Annotated in this window: 1 rRNA gene; it reads right to left on the bottom strand. The window is 50.6% G+C overall.

The window, feature by feature from the left end:
* A 23S ribosomal RNA gene (locus tag GEV01_RS30570) occupies positions 1-824 on the bottom strand; the annotation flags it as partial.

Below are 824 nucleotides of genomic sequence, written 5' to 3'. Positions count from 1 at the left end.
ATATCCGCAGCTTCGGTGACTGGCTTAGCCCCGTTACATCTTCCGCGCAGGACGACTCGATCAGTGAGCTATTACGCTTTCTTTAAATGATGGCTGCTTCTAAGCCAACATCCTGACTGTTTTAGCCTTCCCACTTCGTTTTCCACTTAGCCAATCTTTGGGACCTTAGCTGGCGGTCTGGGTTGTTTCCCTCTTGACGCCGGACGTTAGCACCCGACGTCTGTCTCCCAAGCTCGCACTCATCGGTATTCGGAGTTTGCAATGGTTTGGTAAGTCGCGATGACCCCCTAGCCATAACAGTGCTCTACCCCCGATGGTGATACTTGAGGCACTACCTAAATAGTTTTCGGAGAGAACCAGCTATTTCCAAGTTTGTTTAGCCTTTCACCCCTACCCACAGCTCATCCCCTAATTTTTCAACATTAGTGGGTTCGGACCTCCAGTGCGTGTTACCGCACCTTCATCCTGGCCATGAGTAGATCACTTGGTTTCGGGTCTACACCCAGCGACTATCGCCCTATTCGGACTCGATTTCTCTACGGCTTCCCTATCTGGTTAACCTTGCCACTGAATGTAAGTCGCTGACCCATTATACAAAAGGTACGCAGTCACGGAACAAGTCCGCTCCTACTGTTTGTATGCACACGGTTTCAGGATCTATTTCACTCCCCTCCCGGGGTTCTTTTCGCCTTTCCCTCACGGTACTGGTTCACTATCGGTCGATTACGAGTATTTAGCCTTGGAGGATGGTCCCCCCATATTCAGACAGGATTTCTCGTGTCCCGCCCTACTTGTCGCACGCTTAGTTCCACACATCGCATTTC

This window comes from Rugamonas rivuli, from assembly GCF_009380165.1.
GTDB lineage: Bacteria > Pseudomonadota > Gammaproteobacteria > Burkholderiales > Burkholderiaceae_D > Rugamonas > Rugamonas rivuli.
This window is presented reverse-complemented; position numbering and strand designations above follow the sequence as displayed.